The sequence below is a fragment of the Tunturibacter empetritectus genome (assembly GCF_040358985.1).
Taxonomy (GTDB): Bacteria; Acidobacteriota; Terriglobia; order Terriglobales; family Acidobacteriaceae; genus Edaphobacter; species Edaphobacter empetritectus.
Genome location: NZ_CP132932.1, coordinates 1,565,143 through 1,585,490, shown reverse-complemented (window position 1 = coordinate 1,585,490; position 20,348 = coordinate 1,565,143). Strand labels below are relative to the sequence as shown.

The 20,348-nt window shown below is 57.8% G+C and carries 20 protein-coding genes and 1 tRNA gene; 11 read left to right on the top strand and 10 right to left on the bottom strand.

Features of this window, described 5'->3' with window-relative positions; translation table 11 throughout:
- The first annotated feature begins 57 nt into the window (after window positions 1-57).
- The 3 genes from RBB75_RS06620 (at window position 58) to RBB75_RS06610 (ending at window position 2,346) form a co-directional block, all read left to right on the top strand.
- Window positions 58-1,368 carry an adenylosuccinate synthase gene (locus RBB75_RS06620; RefSeq protein WP_179640108.1) on the top strand — a complete coding sequence of 437 codons (1,311 nt, stop codon included), beginning with the start codon at window positions 58-60 and terminating at the stop codon, window positions 1,366-1,368.
- A 14-nt stretch (window positions 1,369-1,382) separates the two neighbouring features.
- Window positions 1,383-1,670 (top strand): putative quinol monooxygenase, encoded by a 288-nt coding sequence (locus RBB75_RS06615; RefSeq protein WP_179640107.1) that lies wholly within the window; start codon window positions 1,383-1,385, stop codon window positions 1,668-1,670.
- 136 nt (window positions 1,671-1,806) lie between these two features.
- Complete coding sequence (locus RBB75_RS06610; protein ID WP_257031263.1) at window positions 1,807-2,346, top strand: nuclear transport factor 2 family protein; 540 nt, start codon at window positions 1,807-1,809, stop codon at window positions 2,344-2,346.
- Window positions 2,347-2,517: 171 nt separating this feature from the next.
- Here the strand turns inward: RBB75_RS06610 and RBB75_RS06605 are convergent, their stop codons facing one another.
- On the bottom strand, window positions 2,518-2,835 hold the full coding sequence (locus RBB75_RS06605) for a hypothetical protein (RefSeq protein ID WP_179640105.1): 318 nt from the start codon (window positions 2,833-2,835) through the stop codon (window positions 2,518-2,520).
- Between the two features lie 74 nt (window positions 2,836-2,909).
- Window positions 2,910-3,485, bottom strand: coding sequence for an HIT family protein (locus RBB75_RS06600; RefSeq protein WP_353069951.1), 576 nt, complete (start codon window positions 3,483-3,485; stop codon window positions 2,910-2,912).
- Window positions 3,486-3,933: 448 nt separating this feature from the next.
- On the opposite strand from RBB75_RS06600, the gene RBB75_RS06595 reads away from it, so the two are divergent.
- Window positions 3,934-5,946, top strand: coding sequence for a 30S ribosomal protein S1 (locus tag RBB75_RS06595; RefSeq protein WP_353069950.1), 2,013 nt, complete (start codon window positions 3,934-3,936; stop codon window positions 5,944-5,946).
- 100 nt (window positions 5,947-6,046) lie between these two features.
- Here the strand turns inward: RBB75_RS06595 and RBB75_RS06590 are convergent, their stop codons facing one another.
- The 4 genes from RBB75_RS06590 to infC form a co-directional block, all read right to left on the bottom strand.
- Window positions 6,047-6,628 (bottom strand): hypothetical protein, encoded by a 582-nt coding sequence (locus RBB75_RS06590; protein ID WP_257031262.1) that lies wholly within the window; start codon window positions 6,626-6,628, stop codon window positions 6,047-6,049.
- A 426-nt stretch (window positions 6,629-7,054) separates the two neighbouring features.
- Window positions 7,055-7,231, bottom strand: coding sequence for a hypothetical protein (locus RBB75_RS06585; RefSeq protein WP_353069949.1), 177 nt, complete (start codon window positions 7,229-7,231; stop codon window positions 7,055-7,057).
- A 65-nt stretch (window positions 7,232-7,296) separates the two neighbouring features.
- Window positions 7,297-7,473: a hypothetical protein gene (locus tag RBB75_RS06580; RefSeq protein ID WP_179640100.1), complete on the bottom strand. Its 177-nt coding sequence runs from the start codon at window positions 7,471-7,473 to the stop codon at window positions 7,297-7,299.
- Window positions 7,474-7,942: 469 nt separating this feature from the next.
- Window positions 7,943-8,536, bottom strand: coding sequence for a translation initiation factor IF-3 (gene infC, locus RBB75_RS06575; RefSeq protein WP_434557153.1), 594 nt, complete (start codon window positions 8,534-8,536; stop codon window positions 7,943-7,945).
- 295 nt (window positions 8,537-8,831) lie between these two features.
- On the opposite strand from infC, the gene RBB75_RS06570 reads away from it, so the two are divergent.
- The gene (locus RBB75_RS06570; protein WP_353069948.1) at window positions 8,832-9,491 is read left to right on the top strand and encodes a response regulator; all 660 of its coding nucleotides are present in this window, start codon (window positions 8,832-8,834) and stop codon (window positions 9,489-9,491) included.
- A gap of 17 nt (window positions 9,492-9,508) precedes the next feature.
- Here the strand turns inward: RBB75_RS06570 and RBB75_RS06565 are convergent, their stop codons facing one another.
- Window positions 9,509-9,766: a hypothetical protein gene (locus RBB75_RS06565; protein WP_179640098.1), complete on the bottom strand. Its 258-nt coding sequence runs from the start codon at window positions 9,764-9,766 to the stop codon at window positions 9,509-9,511.
- 261 nt (window positions 9,767-10,027) lie between these two features.
- On the opposite strand from RBB75_RS06565, the gene RBB75_RS06560 reads away from it, so the two are divergent.
- From RBB75_RS06560 to RBB75_RS06545, 4 genes are all read left to right on the top strand, one after another.
- Window positions 10,028-10,114: transfer RNA gene (locus RBB75_RS06560), tRNA-Leu, on the top strand.
- Window positions 10,115-10,226: 112 nt separating this feature from the next.
- On the top strand, window positions 10,227-11,030 hold the full coding sequence (trpC, locus tag RBB75_RS06555; protein WP_353069947.1) for an indole-3-glycerol phosphate synthase TrpC: 804 nt from the start codon (window positions 10,227-10,229) through the stop codon (window positions 11,028-11,030).
- Window positions 11,031-11,063: 33 nt separating this feature from the next.
- Window positions 11,064-11,747 (top strand): phosphoribosylanthranilate isomerase, encoded by a 684-nt coding sequence (locus RBB75_RS06550; protein WP_353069946.1) that lies wholly within the window; start codon window positions 11,064-11,066, stop codon window positions 11,745-11,747.
- A gap of 499 nt (window positions 11,748-12,246) precedes the next feature.
- Window positions 12,247-13,149 (top strand): bifunctional helix-turn-helix transcriptional regulator/GNAT family N-acetyltransferase, encoded by a 903-nt coding sequence (locus RBB75_RS06545; protein WP_353069945.1) that lies wholly within the window; start codon window positions 12,247-12,249, stop codon window positions 13,147-13,149.
- A gap of 187 nt (window positions 13,150-13,336) precedes the next feature.
- Here RBB75_RS06545 and RBB75_RS06540 read toward each other — a convergent pair whose 3' ends face one another.
- Window positions 13,337-15,445 carry a prolyl oligopeptidase family serine peptidase gene (locus tag RBB75_RS06540; RefSeq protein ID WP_353069944.1) on the bottom strand — a complete coding sequence of 703 codons (2,109 nt, stop codon included), beginning with the start codon at window positions 15,443-15,445 and terminating at the stop codon, window positions 13,337-13,339.
- Between the two features lie 395 nt (window positions 15,446-15,840).
- Here RBB75_RS06540 and RBB75_RS06535 point away from each other — a divergent pair, with 395 nt between their 5' ends.
- Window positions 15,841-16,845: a VWA domain-containing protein gene (locus RBB75_RS06535; RefSeq protein WP_353069943.1), complete on the top strand. Its 1,005-nt coding sequence runs from the start codon at window positions 15,841-15,843 to the stop codon at window positions 16,843-16,845.
- A gap of 142 nt (window positions 16,846-16,987) precedes the next feature.
- Window positions 16,988-18,832, top strand: coding sequence for a bifunctional diguanylate cyclase/phosphodiesterase (locus RBB75_RS06530; RefSeq protein WP_179640093.1), 1,845 nt, complete (start codon window positions 16,988-16,990; stop codon window positions 18,830-18,832).
- A gap of 476 nt (window positions 18,833-19,308) precedes the next feature.
- Here RBB75_RS06530 and RBB75_RS06525 read toward each other — a convergent pair whose 3' ends face one another.
- On the bottom strand, window positions 19,309-19,701 hold the full coding sequence (locus RBB75_RS06525; protein WP_179640092.1) for a LysM peptidoglycan-binding domain-containing protein: 393 nt from the start codon (window positions 19,699-19,701) through the stop codon (window positions 19,309-19,311).
- A gap of 120 nt (window positions 19,702-19,821) precedes the next feature.
- Window positions 19,822-20,229 carry a YidB family protein gene (locus RBB75_RS06520; RefSeq protein WP_179640091.1) on the bottom strand — a complete coding sequence of 136 codons (408 nt, stop codon included), beginning with the start codon at window positions 20,227-20,229 and terminating at the stop codon, window positions 19,822-19,824.
- Between the last annotated feature and the right edge of the window lie 119 nt (window positions 20,230-20,348).

The following is a 20,348-nucleotide window of genomic DNA, read 5'->3' as shown; positions in this document are numbered from 1 at the left end:
GCGTCTTCGGGCTTCCGGTCTTGCGGCCAACCACCATCCTTGGAGAACACATCCGTCGTGAATCAACGCAAATCAGCGGTTATTTTGGGTGCCCAGTGGGGCGATGAGGGCAAAGGCAAGATTGTCGACGTGCTTTCGGAGAAGTTCTCCGTGGTGGCGCGCTATGCAGGCGGCCACAATGCCGGCCATACGGTCATCATCAAAGGCAAAAAGTTCGTTCTGCAGCTGATTCCATGCGGCGTTCTGCGGCCGGAGTGCAAGGGTGTCATTGGCAACGGCGTCGTTCTGGACCCCATGGCGTTTTTGAGCGAGGTCAAGAAGTTAAAGGACGCGGGTCTGCCGGTCGACGGTCAGCTCTTCGTGTCGAACCGTGCGCAGGTGATTCTGCCCTACCACCGGATGATCGAACTGGCAGCGGAGAATGCGCCTGGACGCACGAAGATCGGCACGACCAGCCGCGGCATCGGGCCGGCCTACGAAGACAAGATGCATCGCAGCGGACTGCGGGTGGTGGACCTGCTGAACTCGGCGCTGCTGCGGACGCATATTGAGAACGCCTGCCACGAGAAGAACACCATCGCTCATGCGTTGTTCGGCACGGAGCCGCTGGACCCTAAGACGATGTACGAGGAGTACTCACGCGCCGCCGAGCAGATCGCACCCTTTGTGACCGATACGGCGGTGATGTTGAACCAAGAGATCGACAACGGCGGGAAGGTGATGTTCGAAGGGGCGCAGGGCGCGTTGCTGGATATCGACCACGGCACCTATCCCTTCGTGACCTCTTCCTCTTCGACCGCAGGCGGAGCCGTGACGGGTACGGGAGTTGGGCCGACCAGGATCGGCACAGTTATCGGCGTTACCAAGGCTTACGTGACGCGAGTCGGCGAAGGTCCGTTCCCCACCGAGATCCATGATTCTACCAGCGATCTGTTGCGTGCTCGCGGGCAGGAGTATGGTGCGGTGACCGGACGTCCGCGACGCTGCGGCTGGCTCGATCTGCCGCTGCTGCGCTACAGCAACATGATCAACGGGACCGAATGGCTGGTGGTCACCAAGATGGATGTGATGGACGAGTGCGCCGAGATTCCGGTATGCACCGGCTACAAGGTAAACGGCAAGCTGACCGATCTGATTCCCGCGGACATGCCGGGTTACAACGCCATCGAGCCGGTCTACACCAGGCTGAAGGGCTGGAACAGCTCGACCGAGGGGATTACCGAGTTCGACAAGCTGCCGCAGCTGGCGCAGGATTACCTGAAATTTGTAGAGAAGGAGTCCGGGGCGAAGATTGGCATGGTCTCCACCGGCCCGGACCGCGACCAGACCATGAGCCTGCCAGCGTTTGAAGACGCATTGAAGGCATAGGGGAAAAGGCGATTATGCTTAGTTTCAACGTGCGAATGACCTTCGACCAGTCCGACCGCGACGAGATCTACGAGATCCTGTGCCATATCACCGCGGCCTCCAGGAAGGAGCCCGGCTGCGTCAGCTATATCCCGCACTTCGTAGAAGGAGAGGGCTGCACGGTACTTATCTATGAGCAGTATGTGGATGACGCTGCCTTGGAGCATCATAGAGGGACACCTCATTTTCATCAGTACGCGATCGGTGGTCTGTATCAGAAGATGAAAGAACGTCAGGTCGAGAATCTGACCGCTGTCTGTTGATGATTTTCCTGCGCGTCGCTCTGTCTAATGCGTGGAGTCTCGCGTACGACTAAAGTAGTTTTGACGCAACGCGATAAATCGATCTACTATCCGGTACGCTATGGGCTTGTCTGGTCGTCCAATTCGTAGGTCGCTGATGGGCTCTGGCGTGTTGCTGGCGGCCATGGCGATGGGATGGCCTGCGTCGATCGCCTTTGCCGGTCATCTCCAGCCGCTGCATGAGAAGAAGCACGACGCCAAGCGGCAGGTGGAAGCGCTCGAGGAGCAGTGGCGGCAGGCACAGCTGGCGGGCGACGTTGCCACCATGGATAAGCTACTCTCCGACGATTACATCGGCATCTCGATGACCGGCCAGGTCAACACCAAGATGCAGCAACTGGACCGCATGCGGACCCGCAAGTTTGTCCTGACCAAGCTGGACCTGGGCGAAATGCAGGTTAAGCTGGTCGGCTCCATCGCGATTGTGACCTCTCGCGCCCAGGTGGAAGGAACCAACGAAGGCGTAGCGGTTCAGGGAACCTACCGCTATACGCGTGTCTACCAACGGCTGCCTTCCGGGGGATGGAAGATTACGAGCTTTGAGGCTACGAGGGTGCCTGGACCAAGAGATCCGGGCAATCACGATGCGGCAGCACCCAAGGCTGTAAGCAGTGTGCCTCCGGAGGGGCCCTCTTAGCTCCCTTGGATGATTCGGTGGTCTCGGGGCGAATCTCGTTCGAGTAGGCGTGAAAGTCGCGTTTCGAGTGGAAACCCTGTTCGCGGCAGGGTTTTTTCCTATCGCAGCTTTGAAGGTCTTCAAGGCTCTGAAATTCTTCACGATTCTGCGGCGAGCTTTGGAGCGGAGGCCTTATGCGGTCTTCGGTGCAATCACCGTGACGCGTATCTCCCTTGCCTCCCGTGGCGTAATGGGAAGCTCTGATGCTTCGACTGGCCGGGGAAGATTCAACGCAAGCAGTCTGCGATAGAGAGAGCGGGTTGCCCCGGTCAGGCGTGCATCCTCGGACTCATGAGGAAAGAGCGAAAGATATTTGCGAGTCGAGGCTGCGGGCTTGCGCACGGGAACGATATAAGGGCGGCGATCGGGCTTTGATGCGCTGCGATCTTCGTTCGAAGCGGACGGAACCGATCGAAGAGATGCGGGGAGTGTCTGTGAGATATTTTGCATTGAGCCCTCAACGAAGACCAACGTGGCTTCATGCTTCTACACGATAGGACGGAGGCTGGGAGGCTTTGGTTGTATTAAATTTCGAAGGCAGCGCGAAGCCTCTCCCATGTCACATCGAGAGCCTCAGGAAGGACGCGGGTTTCGGCCGTCACCGTCATGAAGTTCGTATCTCCGATCCATCGGGGCAGGGCATGGAGGTGCATGTGAGCGGCGATGCCGGCACCCGCAGCCTCCCCCAGATTGAGGCCCATGTTGATGCCGCCCGGGCGATAGACCTGCCGGAGGGCCAGCTCCGAACGCTGAGCCAGAGCCACGAACTCCCGGGCGACCTCGACAGGAAGCGCAGCCAGCGTGTCCAGATGTTGATACGGCAGCAGCAGCAGGTGGCCGGTGGCGTAGGGAAAGGCGTTGAGGCAGATAAAGCAGTGTGTTCCACGGTGAACGATATGAGCGGCCTTCTCTGCGGCTTCCGGCTCCATCCCGTGCTCGACCGCGTAGTCGACCGCTGCGATCATATTGCAGAAGACGCAGTGCTTGTCCTCTGCTTCGGTCGGGGGCCAGGCGCTGAGAGCCTCGGGAACCCCGCTTTTGGCCTGCGGTTCCGAGCGGGTGACGTAGCTATAGCGCCAGGGCGTCCAGAGGCGGTCCATTCGGGGAGTATAGCGCGGGGGCTAAGCGCCTTCAGACTGAGAATGCGGCCGGACAGGCCGTGGCGAGTCCGATTCCGGTTCGTTCCCTGTGCTTTACCGGGTTTGGCGGACACTCTCTGCATCAAAACCGGACTTTCTGCATCGAACTAGGTACGACCCAAGAAGATTTCCTTCACTTCCGAGCATGACATGGTGATGAAAATGCAGGCGAAGAGGCCGGCTTTTGTTGACGTACCGTATGCAAAGTTCTATGCTTTATCAGTGAGCTATTGCGTGTGGGACCCAAGTGCAATAGCTCCTCTGCAAGACCTGATTCCTTCCATCCTGCCGAAGCTGTTGCGGGGATAGAGAAAGCAGCCAGCCTCCCCTCCCGGATTCGCTGATTGCTCCCGCCCACGCGCTGCTCTTAGAGGAAGGAATCTCTTGGATCCCGGAGTCCGCATTCACCATGGTAGAAAACCATAATCCTGACCACAACGAGAGCAAACCCCTGACCACCGAAACGGAAGTCCTAGCGCACGAAGCGACAGCGGCTCACACAGACCTGTCTTCTGAATCCACCTCAACCCAACAGCATGAGACCGCCCACGACGCGTCAAATGTAGCTGCACAGCATGTTGCACCCGCTGCCGCCGCTCATGAATCTGCAGATCACGGAACCGTTGCCACGGTCACCGCTGCAGCCGACGAGTCTGACGATGATTTGAACTACGACGCAGCTGACTTTGCCGCCGCCCTTGCGAACTTTGATCGCGAGCAGGCTGCCGAGTCCGCCGCTGCCCAAAACCTGACCGCAGAAGAGGTCATCGTTACCGGCACCGTCGTCAAGATCACCGACAAGCATGTTGTTGTCGACATCGGGCTTAAGTCTGAAGGTCTCATCCCCCTGGAACAGGTTCTGGACATCCATGGTGTCTCGAAGTTCCAAGCAGGTGACACTGTTGAAGTTGTGGTAGAGCGCGAAGAGTCCGAAGGCGGATACCTGGTCAGCTATGACAAGGCTCTCCGTCACAAGGTCTGGGACAAGCTGGAGCAGGCGGCGAACGACAAGACCCCTGTGAAGGGCATGGTTCTCAGCCGCGTCAAGGGTGGTCTCACCGTTGACATCGGCATCAAGGCGTTTCTACCCGGTTCACAGGTCGAGGTTCGTCCCGTCCGCAATCTGGACGGCTACATCGGCACCGAGATCGAAGTCCGCGTCATCAAGCTCAACAAAAAGCGCGGCAACGTCGTCATCAGCCGCAAAGAGCTTCTCGAAGAAGACCAGAACGCCAAGAAGTCCGTCACTCTCTCCACTTTGGAAGAGGGAAGCGTCCTCACCGGCACAGTGAAGAACCTCACCGACTACGGCGCATTCGTCGATATGGGCGGCCTCGATGGCCTGCTCCACATCACCGACATGAGCTGGGGTCGCCTCACCCACCCCCGCGACCTCGTCAACGTTGGCGACGAGATCCAGGTGAAGGTGTTGAAGTTCGACAAGGATAAGCAGCGCGTCTCGCTTGGCTTCAAGCAGCTCACGCCTGATCCGTGGCTCGATGCCACCGAGCGTTACCCAATCGGTGCGCAGGTTCGCGGCCGCGTTCTGTCGGTCACCGACTACGGCGCGTTCGTTGAGCTTGAGCAGGGAATCGAAGGTCTCGTTCACGTCTCCGAGATGACCTGGTCCAAGCGGATGAAACATCCGTCGAAGATGGTCAAGCCCGGCGACGAGGTCGACACCATCATTCTCAGCGTCAACCCGAACGATCGCCGCATCTCGCTCGGCATGAAGCAGCTGCAGGACAATCCGTGGGAGCAGCTCGAAGACAAGTACCCAACGGGTGCCATCATCGAAGGCCGCGTTCGCAACCTCACCGACTTCGGTGCCTTCATTGAGATTGAAGACGGAATCGACGGACTGGTGCATGTCTCGAACCTGAGCTGGACCAAGCGCATCAAGCATCCTTCCGAAGTCCTGAAGAAGGGCGAGAAGGTTCGCGCGCTCGTCCTCGGAGTTGAACCCGAGAATCGCCGTCTGTCGTTGGGCGTCAAGCAGCTTCAGCCGGATGTCTGGGATACGTTCTTCGCTCAGCACCGCGTTGGCGATGTCATCAAGGGTAAGATCCTGCGTACGGCACAGTTCGGAGCCTTCGTTGAGATCGCAGAAGGAGTCGAGGGCCTCTGCCACGTCTCCGAAGCGATCGATGCTGAGGGTAAGCCAGTCTCGATGGATGTGGACTCGGAGCACGAGTTCAAGATCGTCAAGATGAACCAGGAAGAGAAGAAGGTCGGTCTCAGCATCCGTGCCGTCGGCGAAGAAGCGAGCCGCGCAGAGGTCGAGAGCTACAAGGAGCGCGAGAAGTCGCCCAAGGGAGGCAACAACTCGGGCTCGTCTTCCTCTTCATCCTCGGGCAACAGCAGCAGCACGACGCTGGGCGATCTGATCAACTGGAAGCGTTCTGAATCTGAGCGTGACTAAGCTCGAATAAGCAAGCAGTAAAAAGGCCATCCCGCTTGGGATGGCCTTTTCATGTCTTTCGACAGAGGGCAAACGGATCGATGCTGCTCGGCAAAGGCTGTTATGCGGAGAGAGTGTGCATGGAGGCTGGCGACTCGATCGCTCCGGTAGCCATCTTCGCAGAGGCGCGGCGCATGACCTCGAGCTCAGCCGGGGCAAAGAGCTCCGGCGGAATTCCACCGACAGCCACATGCCCAGGATCGTCGCCCAGAGCCATCGAGATCTGGTTCCAGCGAAGAAACGGCGAGGTAGTTGGGAGAGTGATGATGCGGCGCTTCGGCTCAGGGAACGCGAAGTAGGTCGACCAGGTCAATAAAGTAATGCCAACGGCGAGGCCGTTAATCACACTAAACATGGAGTACATGTTTGAGTTATGCGCGATCCAGGCTGAATTGACCAGACTGATCGTCGCAAGGAAACCCAGACCTAGACTGATGCCGAAGATCCTGCTCCGATAAGAAAGCCCCATAGGGCGGATGGCAAAGCACACAAAGAGCAGCAAGCAAAGAGTAAGAATGCTTGAGGTTTGCTGAAGCTGCGTGATCATAGCAACCATGAAGTTGATTCCGGAGAGGTGCGGAGTGACGGCGACGCCTACTGCAACCGCAACCGAAATAGCAGCTACCCATCGGAAAACCAACATCCCTAGTGTTTGGAGTCCTTTAAGCGGTGCCATTGCAAGCTTGAAGATGCTGTAGATTACGAGCAGAGAAAGCACTGCTTCAAGAGCGTAACCGGACCAATAAACATAAAAGTAAATCTGGTATGCCAGATGACGTTCCATCCCAAAGTGTGCACTGACATAGATCAGGCTTAAGCACGCTAGGGAACAAACCAGACGCACACCCATGAGTGCCGTGAGATACGCAAACTGGCGAGCATTCTTGCCGCGAACCAAAAACGTGATGACAATCAGGCAAAGTAGGGGCTCGAGGTATTCAAGGAACGAAACTAAGCTTGCTGAGGATACGTTCATAGGCTCTGTACCTTAACGACAGAGCTAGCGTAGCCTAATGCAGTAGCGCACACAAGAAATAAATACCTGAATTATGCAAAAAGGTGCCTTTGCTCAACGCCCTTTCATTCCGCACGCATTTGGATCGCTCGGCGCACAAGTGGGAACCGGTAACATGCTGACGCGGCTGGCAACTACCTTTTTCTTCGCGGAGGCATTGGAGTTCTGGGTTGTGGCAGCTACACCGGTGAGGACGAGGACGACGACGAAAGCGCGAACGATGTGTTTCATGGGGATCCCTTAAGAGTTATTTTTGTAAGTGGCTGAAAATAAGCTTGTAAAGAAGGAAACCACTATCAACGACCGATCATCCCACAGGCATTAGGATCGTTCGGAGCGCAGGTTGGAACGGGCAACATACTGACGCGGCTGGCGACTACCTTGTTCTTGGCGGAGGCGTTGGAGGTCTGGGTTGTGGCAGCTGCACCGGTGAGGACGAGGACGACAACAAAAGCGCGAACGATATGTTTCATAACGAGATACCCCCAAAGTTGTATTTCTGTAAAAAGATTTCTCTGGACAAACCAGATGATGTAACCATAGGATACAAACTGGACTAAGTCTAATAGAATCAGTTATATAAAAAAGTATATAACAGTTTATATTACTAAAGTAACGTAAGCATCTTCACGGATGGGTGATGCTTGTAGACGTGCCGATTCTGGGATCAAATGTTGAACGGCCTGTTAGGTAGAGCTTTTGTCACGGGGCGCGAGTCGCCACGGTCAGGCTCGATGCCACTAACGTGTGGCTGGCTCTTAGTTAGAAGACTTCCGATTCGGCGGGGCCAGAGCCAGCCGCGGAGAAAGCGCCGGCGGCAACTAGGAAAAACAGCAAAGTCCCATCAGATGAAGGTGTCTGATGGGACTTTTTTCTTCTCTTGAAGCCGAAATGTTTTGCGCACCCGCCTCAGCCTAAAACCGATGGCAGAAGGAGTGTTGCTTAGGCTTGAGCAGGCGTTGGAGCTACAGGTTCGGCGGCCTTGGAGCCGGAAGCCGGAGTGGCTGAGGAGGCAGCTTTCTTTGGGGCAGCCTCAACCTTCTTGGACGGAGCCAGAATGGCATGGAGCGTGGTGCCTTCCATGCGGGGCATGAACTCCACCAGTCCGGCATCGCCGATATCCAAAATGAGGCGGTTTATGATCTTATAGCCAAGGTCGCGATGCGCCATCTGGCGGCCCTTGAAGCGCAGTGAGGCCTTGACCTTGTCGCCCTCTCCCAGGAAACGGACAGCTTGGTTCTTCTTGGTCTGATAGTCGTGCTCGTCCACGGTCACGGAGAACTTGACCTCTTTGATGACGATGACCTTCTGTTTCTTGCGGGCAGCGCGGTCGCTCTTGTCTTTCTCGTAGAGGAACTTTCCGTAGTCCTGAATCTTGCAGACAGGGGGAACGGCGTTGGGTGAGATCTCTACCAGATCGAGCGAACGCTCGCGGGCCATCTTGAGGGCGTCGAAGGGAGCCATGACGCCGAGCTGTTCGCCATTTTCGTCGATGACGCGAATCTCGCGGGCGCGGATGCGTTCGTTGGTGCGGATAAAAGACTTGGCGGAACGTTTATCAATTGGTGGAATAAGTCGCCTCCACAGCGGATTTTCTCAGCCGCTATGCGTTGTTTAGGGTTTAGATGCAAATCTTACGAAAGGTTGCACCGCAACGTGAAGTATAACACTTCGCGCACCAAGCCCCCTGTAATCAGCGAAGAAGATCGAACGTTGTGGGCTTCGAGTGGGAGCCTTCCAGTGCAGGACTCTTCAACGTCGGGACCCTTCCGCTTTGGAATCGTGCGCTCGATCATGTATGTTTGCACGGAAGCCTTCGAAAGGGAACTGAATGAGACGCCGTATTCTGTTGGTCGATGATGAAGTCGCTGTTCTGCTGACCCTGAAGGCTGTGCTGGAGATCAGCGGCTTCGATGTGGACACAGCCGCCTCCGCGCGCGAGGGCATCTCGAAGCTGCACACCCGCGAGTATCAGATGCTGATCACCGACATGCGCATGGAGCACGATGTTGCCGGTATCGAGGTGATCAAGGCCGCGCGGTTGGCCAACTACCATCCCGCGGTTGCGTTGTTGACAGCCTTCCCTGTCGCCGAAGAGGACTGGCAGGAGATGGGCGCTGATCAACTTCTGGTCAAGCCCATGCATACGCGGATACTCCTCCAGCAGATTGAAGACCTGATCGCCTCTCACGAGCGAAAGTTGGCCACTCTTGGCTTGACGTTAACCGCGTCGAACCCCGCTGCTGCTAAGGCGATTGGCAAAAAGAAAGCAGCCGTCAAGAAAGCGGTCGCCAAAAAAGCAGTTATCAAGAAAGCGGTTGCGAAGAAGGTTGCCAATAGAACGTCGCCGGCCAAGAAGGCTGCTACCGCGAAGACGCCAATCCGAAAGAAGCCCGTCGTCAAGAAAGCTATCGTCAAAAAAGCTATCGCGAAGAAGGCGACAAAGGCGTCCGCCAAGTCGAAGCCTGCACGTCGTCGAACGAAGCCCTGATCTCGCAGCTTTGCGTATCAGCTTGTGGTGTGTTCCTTGATGTAAGTGCGCAGCGACAGATTGAGCTTCAGTGCTTTTTCCACGCCACCATCGAGCATCCGCAGCCAGTCCGAAGCCGGTTCTTTCAGCTCGGTGGTGCTCAGCAGATAGCTCGTCTGCACAATAATCTCGAGTGCATTGCTCAGATCGTGTGCGATTCTGCGCATCTCGACTGAGATATCTTCCGGAATCTTTTCAACGTTTGTCCCCTGGGAGGGAGCCTTCGGTTCGTTCATGGAAATGGGTCAGCCTTCCTTAGGATCTAGACGCGGTTGCCGGGAAGAAGACTCGCAATCTCCGATCCTGCATTGAACCATGTTTCGTTATTGGATGCGCAAGGTCCCCACTCCGGACGTCTCCTTCTTCGGGGGATGTCCGCCTCCCGGAAACCTGCGCCACACTGGCAGCGACAACATTGACAGCAGCTGTCGCGTTTGTAAAACTAGAGACTCGCGGTTAGCGTGCTCCGGCCTTTGCGGTGGGGCGAATGACACCGTGCCGTAGTGGCGGAATTGGCAGACGCGCATGGTTCAGGTCCATGTACTCGCAAGGGTGTGGGGGTTCGAGTCCCCCCTTCGGCACCAAAGTTTCAACCTCGGTTGCAGGCAGGCAGCTTTCAATAGCCGCCAACGACAGCCGAGTGTTGGTCGAACCGGTCGCATCCGGAGCTGACCACAAGGCCATCGCAAGGGGACTATGCCCACTCAGCTCGACCAGATTCTTGCGCACACGCTCCTACAGGTAAGAGCTCGCAAGGCGGTCGCGGACTTTGGGCTGCTTGAGAGCATGGCCGCCGCCCACATCCCCCGCGGCTTCCGTGCCGGCCTCCAGGCAGCTGCAAAAAATGGCCCCGCCATCATCGCCGAGATTAAAAAAGCCTCTCCCTCCAAGGGCCTCATCCGCAGCAACTTCTATCCTGCCACCCTCGCCAAGACCTTCGAGTCCTCCGGCGCCGCTGCCCTCTCCATCCTCACCGACGAGGAGTTCTTCCAGGGTTCGCTCGCCTACCTCGAACAGGCATCGAGCGTCGTCGACATTCCCTGCCTCCGCAAGGACTTCATCCTCGATCCCTTCCAGATCCTCGAAGCCCGCGCCTACGGAGCCGATGCGATCCTGCTCATCGTCTCCGCGCACAGCGACGAGGCGCTCAGCGATCTGCGCGACGAAGCCAGCTCCCGCGGCCTCGACGTCCTCTGCGAGACCCACGACCGTGAAGAGATGGAACGCGCCGTCGCTCTGGGCTTCGACCTCATCGGTGTCAACAGCCGCGATCTGCGCACCTTCTCCGTACGCACCGAAGTTCTCTTCGAGCTCGCCGCATCCGTACCGAAAGACGTCGTCACCGTAGCCGAGAGCGGCATCCGCACTGCGGAAGATATCGCCAGGCTGCGGGCCGCCGGATATGATGCCTTCCTCATCGGCGAGACTCTCATGCGGCAGCCCAACCCCGCAGCCGCGCTCGCTACCCTTCTGGATCGTGAGTACTCCTCCGACATCTAACCAGAAGGCACGCGAGCGAAGCCGGCCAACCTCATGTGGATTAAGATCTGCGCCAACACTAACCTCGAAGATGCAAAACTAGCCGCCGAACTTGGCGCCGATGCGCTCGGCTTCGTCTTCGCCCCCAGCCCGCGCCGCGTCACCTCTGCCGAGGTCGCAAAGATTACGCCGCATCTTCCATCCACCGTCGAGCGCGTAGGCGTCTTCCACGCAGTCGATGCCTACGAGATCGCGCGCGCAGCCCATGAGGCCGGTCTCACCGCAGTGCAGCTCCACAGCGGCGTCGACTTCGCCCTTCTGCATCGCCTCCACAAGCTCTTCGCCGGGCAGGTCTCCCTCATCCAGACTATTCACTGGCAAGTCGATGCCGACGCCGCCAGCGCAGTGATCGTAGCCTCGGAGCTGCGCAAGATTGCAGCTGACGGCTTAGTAGATCGTGTTCTGATCGATTCGAAGGTAGGCGCAGTCCTCGGGGGCACTGGCGTCTCGTTTGACTGGGACATCGCGCGCAGCATCTTCGACGAAGCCCCGCCTCAGCTCAAGCTCATTGTGGCAGGTGGCCTCCGCGCCGAAAACGTAGCGGAGGCTATCCAGGGGCTCAATCCTTGGGGGGTCGATGTCGCAAGTGGTGTGGAGGCGGTGCCGGGCAGAAAAAGCCCGGAAAAACTAGCGGTATTTATTCGGAAGGCGCGTGAGTCGAAGGTCGATTCGATCTGACCTAAGTTGGTTTTATCTCAACTCAGCGGCAGCGAAGAACACTCGTTTACGCGTGGTGCGGGTATGAGTGTTCAATGTGAGCCTTCGGGGCGCGGTCGTGATACCCCTGTGGCCGCAGATGCGCTGCGGGCTGCTTTGGTGCTGCCGAAGCGAGTGCAGGAACCAGTGCCAGTAGGAACGCGATAGAAATTCTCAGTTTCATAGAGCGACCTTTCTACGTATTTATTAAGACGCGTAGGCGATGTCCCCGGATTCACATTTCTCCGCCGGATCACCACAAATGCTGGGTATTTGGATATACCCCGAAAGCAGGACAAACCCAGTATCGCCGCAAAAATAGCGATAAAAAATTGAATCCCGCCGTCGGGTGCCGCAAGCTGTATTGCGTAATTGGTTATTACCTGCCGAAATGCCCCAACCACTCCACAAGATTCAACGGCCGTGTCATCAGAAATCTAGATACTTGCTTTTAGCAACTATTTAATCTTAAACTCCTCCTATGGTTGGCACCAACCTCGACGAACCGAATCAGGTCTCCGCAGTACGAGAGTTCAACCGCTTCTACACCGCGCGGCTGGGCTTGCTGAGAAAGCGGCATCTGGACGGGGAGTTTTCGCTGACGGAGGCGCGGATCCTCTATGAGATCGGAGCCAATCCCCGACAGACTGCGTCCTCATTACGCAACACGCTCGGCCTCGACGCCGGATACATCAGTCGATGCCTCGCTCTGCTCACACGGCGAAGGTTGGTGCGCCAGGTCTCCTCAAAGCACGACGGCCGCGAAAGGCTGCTTACCCTCTCGCCATCCGGAGCCAGAGCCGTAGCAAAGCTCAACGAACAGTCTGAGTTACAAATACAGCAAATGCTCGCAGACATTAATTCCCCCGACCGCGAGGTGCTGCTTGATTCGCTCTCGAAGGTTCGCTCCATCATGAGTCGGCCGAAAGAATCTTCCCTGCGCATCGTTCGCGTATCGAAGTGCAGCGACGAGGTGCTTCAACTTCTGCAGGAGTACTACGATGCGATCAACGTCGTGGTACGCGATACGCTCCCTTCGATCCAGCAGATCATCAACGGCGCCTCCTCCGGCGTGTGGCTCGCCTTCCTGGAAGACAAGCCAGTTGGCTGCGTCCTGCTGCGAAAGATGACCACCATTCCGTTTGCCGGCGAGTGCAAGCGGCTCTACGTGCAGCCGGCCGCCCGCGGGCATCGCATCGCAGACAAGCTTATGGATGCGCTGGAGGAGTTCGCCCGAAGCAGAGGATTGCGTTGGATCTACCTTGATAGCCACGACGGTCTGAAGACTGCAATTGCTCTCTATCGGAGACGCGGCTACGTCCCATGCGAACGCTACAACGACAACCCCCAGGCGACAGTCTTCCTTCGCAAAAACATCTCTTAAGACTGTCCTGCCGGACGGGCCCACTGCGCGTGGGGCGGGCGTTCGCACGCCTTTTTAAAGCTTCGCGTGGCCCTCCCGTTGGTCGGGAATAGCTTCTTCTCCGACCAACGGGAGGACCAACCGAAGGGGTATACAAGTCACGAAGTGACCGCCCCACGCGTAGTGAGCCCGTCCGGCAGGACAGTCTCTACCGGTTTAACTCTCGTACCAGAAAAGCGTACTGATCTACCGTCGCTTCAATTCTCTTACTCAGCGGCATCCCCGCCCCATGCCCCGCCCGCGTCTCCACCCGAATCAGGATCGGATTCGTGCCGCCTTGTGCCGCCTGCAGAGCTGCCGTGTACTTGAAGCTGTGCGCCGGATAGACTCGGTCGTCGTGGTCGCCCGTGGTAATCAACGTCGCCGGATAGGCCACGCCCGGCCGAATATTGTGCAGCGGCGAGTACTTGTAGATCGCGGCAAACTCCTCCGCGTTCTCTGAAGGAGATCCATACTCCTCCTTCCACGCCCAGCCGATGGTGAACTTATCGAAGCGCAACATATCCATCACACCAACCTGTGCGACTACGGCGCCAAAGAGATCCGGCCGCTGCAGCTCACAGGCCGCCACCAGCAGACCGCCGTTGCTTCCGCCGGAGATGGCCAGCTTCGCCGCCGAGGTGTACCTGTTCGCGATTAGCCACTCTGCCGCAGCGATGAAGTCGTCGAAGACGTTCTGCTTCTTCAGCCGCGTTCCGGCCTCGTGCCATGCCTCGCCATACTCGCCGCCGCCTCGCAGGCTGGGTTGTGCGTAGACCCCGCCCATCTCCATCCACATCACATGCGCGGAAGAGAACTCCGGCATCAACGGCACATTGAAGCCGCCATACGCATACAGTAGTGTCGGCGCACTGCCGTCGAGCATAAGGCCCTTCTTGTGGCTGAGAAACATCGGCACACGCGTGCCATCTTTGCTGGTGTAGAAGATCTGCGTCGTCTCATAGAGCGCCGGATCGAACAACAACTTCGGCTGTCGATAGATGGTTGACTGGCGCGTCTTCATATCCAGTCGGTAGATCGTGCCCGGCGTCGTAAAGTTGGTGAACTGGTAGAAGGTCTCGGTATCCTCGCGCAGTCCGCCGAAGCCGTAGGCGGTGCCGATCGCGGGCAGCTTCAGCCGTTCGATCAACTGACCATCAAGACTGCGAAGTTCGATCAGGCTCTGCGCATCGGCAAGATAGTTCGCGATAAACGTATTGTCGATGATCGAGATGTCGCTCAGCTTGTTTTTGCTCTCGGGAATTACCGTCTTCCAGTGTTCGCGCTCAGGATGATTCAGGTCAATGGAGATGACCTTACCGTTAGGAGCATCGAGCGTTGTGAGCAGCCAGAAGAGAGAGCCGTCGTTGTTAATCGGTGCGTAGGTGGCATCCGCAGTTTCGATCAGCCGCAGAGTCGCAGACTCGGGCTGCTGAAGATTCTTGATGGCGATCTCGTTGTTCGGACTTGTGCCTTTGCTCTGATAGAGCACCAGGTATCTCCCGTCATCAGTCACGTTCGCCCCGAGATTCAACTCCTTGTCGTCGGGACGGTCGAAGACGAGCTTGTCCTCGCTCTGCGGTGTACCCAGTTTGTGAAAGAACACCTTGTGAAAGTAGTTGGCAGCCTTCAGCGCCTCAGCCGCAGGCGCGTCGTAGCCCTCGTAGAAGAAGCCGCTGCCGTCCTTGAGCCACGCGGCCCCGCTGAACTTCGACCACTCGACGATATCGGGCAGGTCCTTGCCGGTGGTGACATCGCGCACATGCCACTTCACCCAATCGCTGCCTGCGTCCGCGATCGAGTACGCTGCCAGTGATCCATCGTCGGTGATGCTGAGGCCGCTGATCGCAACCGTGCCATCGGCCGAGAAGATATTCGGATCGAGCAGCACCTTCGGCTCACCCTCCAGCCCCTCGTGCCAGTAGATGACGTTCTGATTCTGCAACCCGCTGTTGTGCGAGTAGAAGTATCGCTCGCCTCGCCGCGCGGGAGCGGTGTATCGCTCGAAGTCGATCAGTTCCATCAGCCGCTTCTGCATCGCCTCGCGAGAGGGGACCTCCGCAAGATAGCTCTGTGTCAGTTCATTCTCGGCATCCACCCAGACCTTCAACTCGGCGGAGTCGACATCCTCCATCCATCGGTAAGGATCGCTGACCGAAGTGCCAAAGTAGTCGTCCGTCTGCTCCACCTTGCGGGCAGTAGGATACGTGAGAGCTGAGGTCGTCGCAGGGGAGGTCATCGCAGGGGAGGGTGAAGCAATAGCAGGGGTCGTAGTCATCAAGTCAACTTTCGGTTCAATTCTCGTTCCAGGGGGAGGTCAGACAGCCACCCTCGGACTATAACTTAGATGAGTGACTCTGAAGTAAGTCGCCGCGAGGCAGTAGAGATTCCTGTCGTGTGGACGCAAATGGGAAAATTTTCTTTCGACCGCCCGGGAGGCAGAAAGTAAACCGGCAAGTCCGAAAATAAAGTTGAGATTTGTGGCGCATCTTTCGGTTGCAGAAAAGTGACGGCTAAAACACCACGTCAGCCACACAAGTCACCACGATCACACCACGATTTAACCATCGCAAAACACCACAAAAGCGCAAAACCCCAACAAAAGCCACCCCCTCACCACAAACCATTTTTTCCCAATCAAAATGCAAAATTTCCTCCGTTTAGACTTGAGGGATGCGGTCTCTCCTCCTCGCCCTTCTGCTGTGCGCCACGCTTCCAGCCCTGGCTCAGGCGCCGGCGGACAGCCAGAGCTACACCCTCAAAACCCAATCCAACGTGGTTCTGATCCCAACCACCGTCCAGACCAAACACGGCGAGATGATCTACGAGCTCAAGCCGGAGCAGTTTGTCGTTGAAGACAATGGAGTTCCGCAGGCGGTGCGCGTCGATGAGGACACCGACTCCCTCGGCCTGTCGCTCGTCGTCGTCGTCCAATGCAGCCGCGCCGCTGGTTATGAGTACCCCAAGCTAAGCGGCCTGGGCTCGATGATCGATGGCATCGCCGGCGATGCCCCGCGCGAGGTCGCCATCGTCACGTACGGCTCCGCACCGCTGCTGCTCGGCAAATTCTCCAACAACGTCGACGCTATGAGCCGCGCACTCTCGCAGCTTGAACCCTGCGACGATCCCGAAGCCTCAACCCTCGACGCCGTCGCGTATGCGACGAAGCTGCTTGAAGCGCGCCAGAACCAATATCGTCACGCGATTCTGCTGATCAGCGAGACCCGTGACCACGGCAGCACAGCTAAGCCGGCCGAGGTAGTTGCTGCACTTGGGAGAACCAATACGGTCGTCGACTCTGTGGCGTTTGGGCCAGGAAAGACGGAGGTTATGAGTGATTTGAAGTATGGCGGCGGTAGCGGGCCGATCGGCCTTCTGGTGATGGCGGTGAACGCCCTGAAGAAGAATGCGGCGCATGAGCTGGCTGCGCTCTCGGGCGGCGAGTACATCAACTTCACCACGCAGCGAGGCTTCGACGAAGGCCTGCATCAGCTCTCCAATCACGTGCATAACTACTATCTGTTGAGCTTTCAGCCCCACGCCGAGGCGAACGGTGAGCCGGCATCGGGAATGCACAGGATACGGGTCAAGATTCCGGATTATCCTGAGGCGCGAATCCGCTTTCGCGAGAGCTACTTTGCCGGCGAGCTGGACGCCGCTGCGGCAAACACGAACTGAGGCTTCGATCGCCCAGGTGAACAACAGGGTTCGAGATCGTTCGTTGGATGGTTGAACTTTCAGGAAGGAGCATACTAGGAGTCCGATGAAAGGCAATAAAGCGAAACGCTGCGTTTGCCGATAAGGTGGCTCCGGGCTGGTTATGGGTATTGGTTCTCTCAATGAGGCCGTAGAGGATCGCGTCTCGTCTCTGTGGCGACTGACGACGGTCGCGCTGGTGCTTGTGTGCCTGGGCTATGCGGCGCTACTGTTGAATATTCGGAGCTGGGACATTGGCGGGGCGACGATCCTGTGGCCTTCGAACGGCCTGCTGCTGGGGGTGCTCCTATGTTCGAGGCGTCGACAGTGGGCGGCTTATCTGGCGGTAGGTTTCGCTGTCGACCTTGGACTCAATCTATCGCTGTCGTTTGCGCCTGGTATCTCTATCTATCTTGCCGGGTGCAACATGCTGGAGGTGGGCATCGCGGCGGCGCTGACGTATCGGACGATCTCACCCAATCCAGACCTTACCCAGCGGAGGCAGCTGTTGCGGCTGCTGGCGTATGGCGTTGTGCTCGCGCCGGCGATTGCTTCGGTGCTGGCACAGCTGAGCATCTCGAGCCTCCATGCGCTGCCGAGGTTTATCGCAGCCAGACACTGGTTTGTGGCGGATGCGCTGGGCATTGCGGTGATGACGCCGCTGTACCTGTCGTTCCGGGAGAGGGAGCGGTTTCCCGGCCGGTCGCGGCTGGAGGTTACTGGGCTCCTGATGCTTCTGCTCGCGACGACGGTGGGTGTCTTCTGGCAGACGCGGTTTCCGCTTCTGTTCCTGCTGCTGCCTGTGCTGCTACTGCTTGGCGCTCGCCTGCGCCTGGCAGGATCGGCGCTTGGGCTGTTGATCGTGTCGATAGTCGGCGGCTACCTGACGATTCGGGGACGGGGTCCGATCGCGCTGGTGCATGCGGGCTCGCCGCTGACTGGTGATCTGCTGCTGCAGTTCTTCGTTGCGGTCTCGATGCTGGTGCTTTATGTCGTTGAGGTAGTGATCTCCGAGCGTGAGAGGCTGCAGGTCAACCTGAAGGCCAGCGAGACGCTATTTCGTCTTTTGGCTGAGGCTTCAAACGATGTGATTGTTCTCTCGGACCTCGCTGGCGCGAGGCGGTACGTCTCTCCAGCTGTTTTTACCGTGCTGGGGTGGGAGCCGGAGGAGCTGATCGGCCGGACCCACCACCAGATTGTCCATGCTGACGATATTGTGGCGGTGGAGGCGATGATGCGGGCCTGTCGTGAGGGGGAGCCGGTCGAGCCGTTGATCTACCGGTGTGCGGGAAAGGATGGCAGGTATGTCTGGATGGAGGCGAGCCTGCGGCTCTATCACGACGAGACGACGTGGGAGCCTATCGGGTTCGTCAACGTGGTGCGGGATGTAACTGCTCGCAAGGCTGCCGAGGAGGAGCTGAACCGCGCCTTCCGGCTGGTGGAGAATCTTGCGATGGCTGACGGCTTGACTGGCGTCGCAAACCGGCGGCGGTTCGAGGAGAAGATGGACCTGGAGTGGCGCAGGGCTATGCGCGATGGCTCGCTGATTTCGGTGTTGATGATCGATGTCGATCACTTCAAACCTTACAACGACCTTTACGGGCATGTGATGGGCGACAGCTGCCTGCGCCAGATTGCCATGGCGGCGCAGGAGGTGATCCACCGGTCGTCGGACCTGTTCGCCCGGTATGGGGGCGAGGAGTTTGTGGCCGTGCTGCCGAACACCGGGAGCAGCGGCGCGCAGCTGGTCGCTGAACAGATTCGCCGGACTGTGGAGTTGCTTGGGCTGCCGCACTCGGGCAGTCCTAGCGGGGTGGTGACGGTGAGTATCGGCTGCGCGACGAAGATGCTGGGGCATGATTCGGCTGCGACGATGCTGGTGGATGCGGCCGACCAGGCGCTCTACCAAGCGAAGTCCGCGGGCAGAAACCGGGTTGAGGTGGCTGCGGCTTCGACGATCCCGGGCTAGCGGGGTAACCCCCCCCTCCCGGGTATCTTGGGCGTAAACTGTTTACAATCAGTGGCCTAGCGGCATGGCATGCCTGTAAAATATTGATTTTAGATGACTTGCCTGCAAAATATAAGAAATAAAGGAGTTACTGGTTAAACTGGAGAACCCCGGAGTGGTCTCCGGGGCTCTCCATTCTATTAGTCCAGTATAACGGATGGAGACTAACTCATACGCCACGCGAATCTTCAGAATTGGCGCGGGTTTTCGTGGGGAGGGGGCTTGACAGGATTTTTGAGGCTGCCCTTGCGGAGGTGGCTTGGCCGTGTGCCCCATGTCTCAGAATCGAGACATGAGGCTACCGGTGATTTTATGAGGGTATAGAGACTGCGGACGCAGATTCCCTTCGGGAATGACAAACAAGAAAGCGAAGGCGACTCTACACCCCACCGCAGCGTTGCTCTAACCACCGCGGCGTTGCTCTAAATGACTTTGCGCTAGGTGATGACGGGGAGCTGAAGGGTGGCACCGGCCTGGATTTTGTTGGGGTCGGAGATGTTGTTGGCCTGAGCGATCTGAGTATATTTGCTGGCGGTGGCGTAGAAGAGCTGGCTGATGGCGCCGAGGGTGTCGCCGGATTTGATGGTGTAGGCCTGGGTGTCTCCGCCGGTGTTGGTGATCTCGTGGTGGAGGTCGGCGTAGGTGGGGTCCGCCTTTTTGATCTCGTCCCATACGCGCTCGAGGATGACGCGGGAGGGAACGCTGCCTTTGATGTGGAGCTTCTCGCCGTCGAGGTCGACTGCATCGAGGGTGGCTCCGTAGGGGGCGAACTTCTGCAGGGATGCAATGACACCGGCGTACTTCTGTTTCAATGCGTCTAGATCTGCCATGGCATGGTTCTCCTTGTCAGCTTGGCTGACTGTTTGGTTGATGCTGTTGGGAGGAAGCGCGGTGGCCCCTTGCGCTCCTGAAAATGATCCCGCGAAGTTGTTCCGCTTCGACCTTGCGGTTTAGACGAATTTGCTGAGGAGACTCTGTGCCATGCTGCCCATAGAGCTAGTCGGCGCGGCCTGTCCGTTGGGAGCGAAGTGCTGAATGACCATAGGCAGGACGGTGGCGAGGGCTACCTGAACGATCTGAGGCGAGACGCCGGCTTTGGCTGCAGTGGCCTCGATGAGGCCGGTTCCGCCGAGGCCCTGCTGGACCTGCTCGGGAGTGGCTGTGGTGGCCTGACCTGCGCCCCAGTTGTTGACGTGCTCGGCCATTCCGTTGTTCTTGAAGGCGTCGAGAACGCCCTGAATACCTTCGGGGTGCTGGGTGAGAGCTTCAATGAAGCCACCTGCAACTTTAGCCTGATCGGTGCCGGCTGCGGCTCCAGTCTGACCGGCGAGCGATTGGATCATATCCATAATTCCCATGTTGTTCACCTCGCACCCAATATATGACTGATTTAGCAGGAGTGCGGGCGTAAGAAAGAAATATTTATGGATTTGTCATGCGGTGACTTTTGATTTGGGTAGACGAAAAGGCGGGTCTG